Here is an 8,147-nt window from a genome sequence, read left to right as displayed (position 1 = left end):
TTGGGGGGGCTTTGTTCTTGTTTTTCTTCGCGGGCCCCCCCCCCCCCCCCCCCCAACACCCCCCCCCCCCCCCCCCCCCCCACTCACCCCCCCCCCCCCCCCCCCGCGCGCCCCCCCCCCCCCCCCCCCGCTTCAGTTCTCGTTGTTATGCGTGTCGTTGTCCCAAAACCGCTGCGCACTTTTGGGCGACATGCATCAAGCCTGACCAGCGCTATTCCGCGTTGCGTGCGCATCGAACGGTGCGAGGAGGAGGGGAAAGAACCGGCAAGAAGAACCGCGATCGGGGAGCTATTCGTTGCTTTGTGACGGCAGTTATGCTAGTAGTTTGGCCATGGTGCTGATTGCGCCGACGACCCGCCGCCGAGGCGGTTTTTTTGTGTCGGGTTTCGGCGCTATCCTTCGCAAACTCCTAATCTTCCGCCTTCCCTTCCCCCCATGCCACACATATATTCGCGGCGGTTCGCGACACGAAACAGATGCCGAAGCGGGAGGACCCTATGGCGACATTGCAGAATTTCGATGCCGAAATTGCCAAGACCAAGCAGGTCGTGCAGGACATGCGCACGAAAATCGAGCAGTCCGGCACGGTGCTCGACACGCTCGCCAAAACCGACAAGAAGATCGGCGACGCCAATTTCGACCTCGAGAACGCCCGCATCGAGGATGTGCTGAAGCAGCAGAAGGTGATGGAAGGCAACATCGCCGACCTGATCATCGGGCTGGAGGACGCCACCAACGTCTTCGGCGCCGAATTCGAGAGCATGAAGAACTACACCGGCTGGGAAAGCCTCGTCGGCATATTTTCCGACCAGAGCAAGCAACGCATGCGCACCGACCGCGTCCGTAACATGTCGCTGGCCGGCAATCTGCAGGAGCTTCTGGCGAAATCCGACACCATTGTCGGCATCCTCAAGGCGCAGAAGCAGATCCTCGACCAGCGTTACAAGACCTCCGAGGCCAGCCTGTCGCAGGTGATCGAGCGCCGCAAGGCGACCATGTCCAATCTGGAGACCGTGCAGAAGCGCATCGAGGAGCTCAATCCGATGCTGCTCGACATCGAGAACAAGATCGCCGCCTCGACCAGCCAGAAGGAGCGCACCGAGCTCGAAGGCGAGCGTTCGAAACTGGCCACGGAATACAACGAGAAGCAGGCCAAGGAGCAGGAACTGCTGGCCGAAAGCCAGACGCTGGAGCGCTACACCTCGATGTTCCAGACCTTCGTCGATTCGCTCAACAACCAGATCGCGGCGCAGTCGACGCTGATCAACAAGCTAACCATCGATACCGAGCAGCGCATCGTCCTCTACAAGGCGCTGGAAGACTCGCTGAAGACCGCCGCCCAGCAGGACGTCGCCCACAAGATCAACACGCTGGGCAGCCAGGTCGACAACACCGCCGAGGAGACCATGGCCGGCATCGGCGCGGCCTCGCAGAAGCACATCGGCGATCTCCTCGAAATGCACGAGAAGAACATGGTGGCGACCGCCGACATCCAGCGCCGCAAGAAGCTGGCCGACGATGCCTTTGCCCGCCGCTTCGACGACGTGCTGAAGAAACACAATGCGGCAAACTACGTGCAGTCGTAATTGCTGCACCCGCATCGCTCCGAAGGGCTGGCTGCATGACCCCCGAAAACGAAGCGGCAACGCGTTATTTCTCGGCGATCACCGCGGCACTCAGCGGCCTCGAAGTATTCATGCGCGACGATCGCTCGCCGCTCTACCGGCACGGCATCGTCGCCAAGATCGTCGCCGAATACATCGCGCGGCTCGACAACTCCTTTTCCTGCTGGCGCAACCGGCTGGGCTTCGTGGAGACGTTCCGCATTTCGCGCGCCGAAAGCGGCTTTCCGGTCTTCCAGAACGTGCTCGAACTGGAAAACGATCGCCGCCAGGCCGATACGCGTCTCGCCAACATACCGCTGGCCGACGAGTTGCGCGAGGAAATGGCCGACTTCATCCTGCGCCACAAGGAATTCCCCGAGGCGCTGCAGAAGTCGATGGCCGAGCGGCTCTATCTGGAGGGCGTCAGGAGCGAGACGACCTTCGGGCCGTTCACCTTGGCGCAGACGGCAAAAGTCTCGGTCAATCCGAAGACCGGGCGACCCTACTATCTCGTCCATTGGGCCGCCTTCGACGGCAGTGCCAACCTGCCGCTGGTCTACATGGTGACGGTCGAGGATTCCTCCGAAGAGATGATCGGGCAGCTTGTCGACCGCAATGGCAAGCTCAACGACAAGGTCGACATTCCGCTTCCCGTTGAAGGGCTGCTCAATCCTGAGCTCGCCCACCGTTTCGACGACTTCACCGAGAAGAATTCCGCCTACAGCCTGTCGCCGGCGACGATCGCGGTCAACCTCGACAAGGATTTCGAGCCGCTCCACCCCAAGCAGTTGCGCCGCGTCGTGCTCGGCCCGTTCTACTCCGCAGGGATCACCGACAACAATTCGACGGTGACCGACATTCTGGCCAAGGTGCGCAAGCCGGAAAACGCCTGGCTGCTGACCTGGACCATCCAGGAGGTCTATTCCAAGGCCGAAAAGCCCGGTCGTAAGGGTCTCTTCTCAAGCGAAAAGACGACACAGGAATTCTTCATCGACACCGACGATCTGGAGGCCGCGCGCCAAGGCGTATCGAGTTACGAGAAGCACGCGCTGATCCCGCATGAGGCCTACCAGGCGCTCTACGCCGCCGGCGAGGCGCAGAAGATCTTTTCCGGCTACAAGGTCCACATCCTGTCCAAAGGACAGGTCATCAGTGACGTCTGACCGTCAAACCGCGGAGCATCCTTCATGGACACCGGCCTGACCACGATTTCGGAAGCGGCAATCGAAAAGCACCGCGCCACGGCGCAGAGCTTCATCACCCGCATCGTCGTGCTGGAGGATCCGTCGCGGGAATCCGGAACGGCACTTGCCGGCACCAACCGCCGCTTCGTCTCGACCGTCTCGGTCGGCTCGGCGCGCCGCACACGCGAGGTCGAGCTTTCCAAGACCGTCGCCGCCGTCCATCCCGACGACCAGTTGCTGAGCATTGCACAGCACATGCTGCTGTTTCGCACCCGGCGCGGGCTGGCGATCGCGCTTGCCATCGCTGATGTCTTCGCCGAAGGCTCAGATCTCGAGAGCTTGAAGGCGAAAAACGCCCGCGCCCCGCTCGAAGGCGACGAGGCCGCCACCTTCAAGAAGCTGCTGTCGGCTTCGGCCTATATTTCGGCCTTCAGCCTCGCCTCCTATCTGTTCCAGCTGATCGACAGCGACGGCGAGGCGCCGAACGATACGCCCGAGCCGGACTTCCTGTTCGACACGCCGCAGGATGCAGTGAAGTCGATTGTTGCCGGCCTCGACAGGGCGATATCAGGCGCGAAGGACGACGCCGACCTGATGACCCGGGCGCGCGCCTTCGCCCGCGTCGCCATCGACGGGCTTTTGGCGCGAAAGGGCCGCTTCGACGGCATCGGTTCGTTCGAGAACGCGCATATCCGCATCGACGTCGACGACTTCACCCTCGACGGCTTCGACGTCGCACCGGGCAAGCGGTCGAAGCCGCTGGTGATGACCTTCAAGAAGCCGGAGGAGGTCGTCGGCAACCACATCGCCAAGTACCAGTCGGTCAAGCTCGCCAAGATGCTGATAGCTTACGATTTCGAACGCGAGCTGAACCCGTTCGTCGAGCTCGGCGGCTTCCTGTTCACCTTCATCGGCGACGGCGCGCCCGGCACCGGCAAGACGACGCTGATCCAGATGATCGCCGGCCTTGTCAACGGCTACTGCCAGGTCGCCGGCTATCCCTTCGCCTACGAGAATTTCGGCGTCGACCAGATTTCCTCCTACCAGGGCAAGTCGGGGCAGAACTGCCGCCAGTTCATCAACAATGTGCTGAACCCGCGCGTCATCGGCTTCGGGACCATCGACGATATCGATCAGGTGGCTGCCCGACGGTCCGACGATCGCGCCTCGGCCGGCCAGCAGGAAATCACCGGTGTCCTGATGGACGCGTTCGGGGGTGCGGCCACCGTGGTGCGCGGCAACTGCTCTTTCGGCATGTTCTCCAACTATCCCGAAAACGTCGACGACGCGCTGCGCCAGCGCGCCGGCGCCCGCTGGCTGGTCGATGGGCCCCAAACGCGCGACGACTACATCGACATCTTCGTGCTGCTCGCCGGCAAGAACCACAAGATCCCGCTCGGCGACCACAAGCTCTACGCCGCCCAGGAAATCCAGCGCGCAGTGATGGAAGCCTACGAAGAGCACGAGAAGCCCAGGGAGGACGGGCTGATGAAGGTCTATGAGCGCTACATGAAGGAGAACGGCGCACCGAAGTCGATGGCCGACATCGGCACCTATCTGCACATGATCAAGGAGGCCGAGCCGCGCTTCACCGGCCGCGCCATCAGGAACGTCACCGATGCGATCAAGATGCGCGCCATGGACATCGAGCTGCCGGACGAATGGTTCGAAAAGCCTGAAGTCTTCATGCACAAGAGCTACGACGACAAGAAGGCGATGATCGAGAAACTGCGCGGCCCGTTCTCGATGGACATGGTCATGCAGGAGGTCAACCGCTACGCCGACTCGGAGTTCCGCTATTCGGACAAGTCGGACGACGCGGCGGTGACCAAGATGATCCGCGACACCCGCCTGCGCGATCGCGCGGTGCGCGAGATCGAAGAGCTGAAGAAGAAGGGCCTGTGGAATGCGTGAGATGCTCCGACGCTCCCTTCTCCCCTTGTGGGAGAAGGTGTCGCCGAAGGCGAAGGATGAGGGGTGCTCCAGCTTGGCGCCGATGGCGCTCCGTCCAGCACCCCTCATCCGTCTCGGCGCTGCGCGCCGATCCACCTTCTCCCACAAGGGGAGAAGGGATGCCCGCGCCCCTCATCCGCCCTTCGGGCTCCTTCTCCCCGTAAACGGGGAGAAGGAAGAATGAGCCCCGCCAGGAAATCCGACCTTTTGCGCGAGAACGAGCTGATCTACGGCCGGCTGCTGACCATCGACGAGCCGCATCTCATCCAGCGCTACAACAAGGCTTTGATCGCCTTCGGCCTGAAGCCGACGAAGCTGAAAAGCTTCGAGATCGACCGCACAGGCTTCTCGCCGCAGGTGGCCGAGGAATGCGGCGACTATAACTACCTCGATCCCAACGAGATCAACCGCCGTTTCATCATCCTGACCCCGTCGCAGATCGATCTGCCGGTGGTCCACACCGCCTTTTCCAACACCTCGCAACTGATGTTCGAGTTCATGTCGACGAACCAGCGCGCCATCGACGCGCTGACCATCAAGGATGTCATCTACGGCGAGATCGAGGATTCGGTTCCCAAGGTCGACGACATCGAGGATCTGCTGTCGATCAACCAGGTCGAGTTCAAGGTGCTGTCGGCGGAGGACGTGCTCGGCAAGGCCGCCGAACTCGGCAAGCTCGTCGACCAGCTGAAGCAGGAGCCGGACGCCTGGCGCGACAACGCCATGCTCACCCGCATGGTCGAGCTTGCCAAGATCTGCGGCGACATCCGCGAGAACGCGCTGGTGCCGGATCAGGTGATCTTTCGCCACAGCGCCTATTGGACCAGCCATTTCGGCGGGCTCTATGTGTTCATCGACCCTGATATGACGACGGTGATCAGCGACCCGGCAGCACCCGGCTTCCGCCGCTCGCGGCCGTGGCAGGTAAGCTACCTCTCGATCAACGATGCCGACAGGGTGTTCAAGTTCCTCGCCGCGACCGGCCGCATCGAACTGCCGCGTGCCTCATGGATCGAAACATCAGGCTATCTCGAACATCGCGCTGAGATGGTGGTGCGCGCGCTGATCCGCGACGCCGAGCCCGACCGCAACCTGACCGACGTCGACAAGGTCTGGCTGCAGACCTGGATCCACGGCCATGCCGACCTGATCACCAGGGACGGTAATTTTCCCTTTCTCAACGCCGCCAAACGCGAGATCGCTCACCTCGGCTATCTCAAGATCGAGGACGTGTTCCCGCAGCAGCGTTTCCTGGCGATCCGGGCCAAGCCCGGCCATCCCGACGCCTGGCTGACCAACCAGTTGATCTCGGATTTCGTGCCGCAGGACTTCGTCTCGCGCTACGTGTTCAACAAACCGGGCTTCTACAGGGACTATGACGGCTTCAGCGACGCCTGGCGATCGCATGTTGTGGACGTTCTGAAAACCACATATCTGAAAGACAAGGTGGCGTTTCGCACACGCCTCTACGGCCTTACCGATTGAATGACCGGCTGACTGACGAGGGGGTGACATCGCCATGCTTGATCCGATCGTGAATTTCTTCACACGGATTTTCCAGTGGATCGGCCGCGGTATCGGCTTCGCCATCGGCGTGATCCTGTGGCCGTTCATGTGGGCTGGGCGCTGGTACACGCAGCGCGGCTGGATCCTGAAGGCGGTGCTCGGCCTCGCTCTGCTCATGCTGGTCGGCCTCTACGGCTACTTCATCTGGAACACGCAGGTCTGGAGCAATTTCAATCCCGCGTATGCGCAGGCATATAATTTCACACAGCCGGCCGGAACCGCCCCGCCGCAGCCCGCTCCTTCTGCCACCGGGGAAACCGCTGGCGTCGAGGGAGAAGTCAAGACCTGCACCAACTCGGCCATTGTCCAGGTCGCGGCCGATCTCATCGATTTCAACGTCAACGAGAACGCCTGGATCTCGTCGATGATACTCTACAAGCTCGGGTTCTTCGGCATGGACTGGGACCACACGCCGTTTCTCGACAACAAGGCCTCCTTCCAGCGCGGGGTCAATCAGGCCATCCGGCGCACCGCGGTCGAGCTTGTCGACACGCTGGGCCGCGTCCGCGGCACCAGCCAGATCGACCAGAACCTTCAGGATGCGCGCGGCGCCATCACCTTCGACGAGGAAACCTGGTATTTCGGCCTCAGGCCCTTTGGTCCGAAAACCCCGACGCCGAGTTTCTATCGCACGGCGGCGAGCAGCCTTCGCGCCTTCAACGACCGGCTGATGAAATGCGAGGTTGTCTTCAACGCGCGCGCCGACAATCTGTTGCAGTTCGTCGACCGTATCGCGAGTGACATAGGCTCGACGTCGGACATGATCCGCGACCGTTCGCAGAACTTCAACAGCGGCTGGTTCGACACGCGCGCTGACGACCGCTTCTGGTTCGCCTACGGCCAGCTCTACGGCTATTACGGCATCCTGACGGCGGCGCATCACGACTTCCAGCAGATCCTCGACAATCGCGGCCTCACGCCACTGTGGAACAGCGTAGAAGGCCAGCTCAAGGCAGCGCTCGCCATCCGGCCTTTCATAATCTCCAACGGCCGCGAGGACGGCTGGATCATGCCCACCCACCTCACCACGATGGGATTCTATGTGCTTAGGGTGCGATCGAACCTCGTCGAGATCAGGTCCGTTCTGGATCGGTGAAGCAAGCGACTGGTGGAAGACGCCCTGGCTTGAAATCACTGCCGGTACTGGTCGGGATCCAGCAACCTTCTGTCGCAGTGGTTCAGTTGCGCATTGCAGGGAGCGGAACCTGATCGTCTCGTCGTCGTTCAATCGTGGGCGGCAGCCAGCGAGGACACGCGATGGATATCCGCGAAATTGCTCGAAATTTCTATGCCACGATCGATGCGCAAGACTGGGATAAACTGGCCAGTCTGGTCTCTCCGGATTTCGCCGTTCATCTCGCCAGCGCCAACCCGATCGGCTTCGACGACTGGCGCAAATCGCTGACCGAGTTCTTTGTCGGATTCCCGGACGGACATCACGTCATCGACGACTATGTCAGCGATGCCGTCAAGGTGGTCACGCGCGGCCGCTTTCAGGGCACGCACACCGGCATCTTCCATGGCGTCGAACCGAGCGGAAATTGCGTCTCGGTTGGTGTAATTAACATTGATCGCGTCGAGAACGGCATCGTGGTCGAACATTTCGGCCAGCTTGACGGCTTGGGGCTGATGCACCAGATCGGCGCATTCTAGCGCGACCGCTCGAAGCGCCGACCAGCGCTCGAACCCTGTCGCATTCCGTGCATTCCGCGGCTGTTTTGAGACGGCAGAACGACGCGTGCTCTGGCTTCTATACGGCGCGACAACCGGACGCGAAGACCCGGGACAGGTCGACCGGGAAACACCAGAACCTTTCTTCATAGGAAACATAGTTGCATGC

Annotated in this window: 6 protein-coding genes; all 6 read left to right on the top strand. The window is 61.5% G+C overall.

Going from position 1 to position 8,147, the window contains the following annotated elements; translation table 11 throughout:
* Window positions 1–497 precede the first annotated feature (497 nt).
* The 6 genes from AC0L3I_RS14085 to AC0L3I_RS14060 all read left to right on the top strand — a co-directional run bounded on the left by AC0L3I_RS14085 (window position 498) and on the right by AC0L3I_RS14060 (window position 7,960).
* Window positions 498–1,586, top strand: coding sequence for a hypothetical protein (locus AC0L3I_RS14085; protein ID WP_473527266.1), 1,089 nt, complete (start codon window positions 498–500; stop codon window positions 1,584–1,586).
* Between the two features lie 35 nt (window positions 1,587–1,621).
* Window positions 1,622–2,767: a hypothetical protein gene (locus tag AC0L3I_RS14080; RefSeq protein ID WP_473527265.1), complete on the top strand. Its 1,146-nt coding sequence runs from the start codon at window positions 1,622–1,624 to the stop codon at window positions 2,765–2,767.
* A 24-nt stretch (window positions 2,768–2,791) separates the two neighbouring features.
* Window positions 2,792–4,702, top strand: a complete 1,911-nt coding sequence (locus AC0L3I_RS14075) for an AAA family ATPase (RefSeq protein ID WP_473527264.1) — start codon at window positions 2,792–2,794, stop codon at window positions 4,700–4,702.
* A 219-nt stretch (window positions 4,703–4,921) separates the two neighbouring features.
* Window positions 4,922–6,226 carry a DUF6638 family protein gene (locus AC0L3I_RS14070; protein ID WP_473527263.1) on the top strand — a complete coding sequence of 435 codons (1,305 nt, stop codon included), beginning with the start codon at window positions 4,922–4,924 and terminating at the stop codon, window positions 6,224–6,226.
* Window positions 6,227–6,260: 34 nt separating this feature from the next.
* The gene (locus tag AC0L3I_RS14065; RefSeq protein WP_473527262.1) at window positions 6,261–7,403 is read left to right on the top strand and encodes a DUF2333 family protein; all 1,143 of its coding nucleotides are present in this window, start codon (window positions 6,261–6,263) and stop codon (window positions 7,401–7,403) included.
* A 161-nt stretch (window positions 7,404–7,564) separates the two neighbouring features.
* A complete protein-coding gene (locus AC0L3I_RS14060) occupies window positions 7,565–7,960 on the top strand; it encodes an ester cyclase (RefSeq protein ID WP_473527261.1) in 396 nt (131 codons plus the stop codon).
* The last annotated feature ends 187 nt before the right edge of the window (window positions 7,961–8,147 follow it).

Source organism: Mesorhizobium sp. WSM4840 (genome assembly GCF_055811755.1).
Note: the sequence above shows the minus strand (reverse complement) of the source record. Positions and strands in the feature narration are given on the sequence as shown.

Bases quoted from the DNA above. Each gene is read 5' to 3' on its own strand.
- AC0L3I_RS14070 (WP_473527263.1), top strand. From the start codon at position 4,922: ATGAGCCCCGCCAGGAAATCCGACCTTTTGCGCGAGAACGAGCTGATC.
- AC0L3I_RS14065 (WP_473527262.1), top strand. From the start codon at position 6,261: ATGCTTGATCCGATCGTGAATTTCTTCACACGGATTTTCCAGTGGATC.
- AC0L3I_RS14075 (WP_473527264.1), top strand. From the start codon at position 2,792: ATGGACACCGGCCTGACCACGATTTCGGAAGCGGCAATCGAAAAGCAC.
- AC0L3I_RS14085 (WP_473527266.1), top strand. From the start codon at position 498: ATGGCGACATTGCAGAATTTCGATGCCGAAATTGCCAAGACCAAGCAG.
- AC0L3I_RS14080 (WP_473527265.1), top strand. From the start codon at position 1,622: ATGACCCCCGAAAACGAAGCGGCAACGCGTTATTTCTCGGCGATCACC.
- AC0L3I_RS14060 (WP_473527261.1), top strand. From the start codon at position 7,565: ATGGATATCCGCGAAATTGCTCGAAATTTCTATGCCACGATCGATGCG.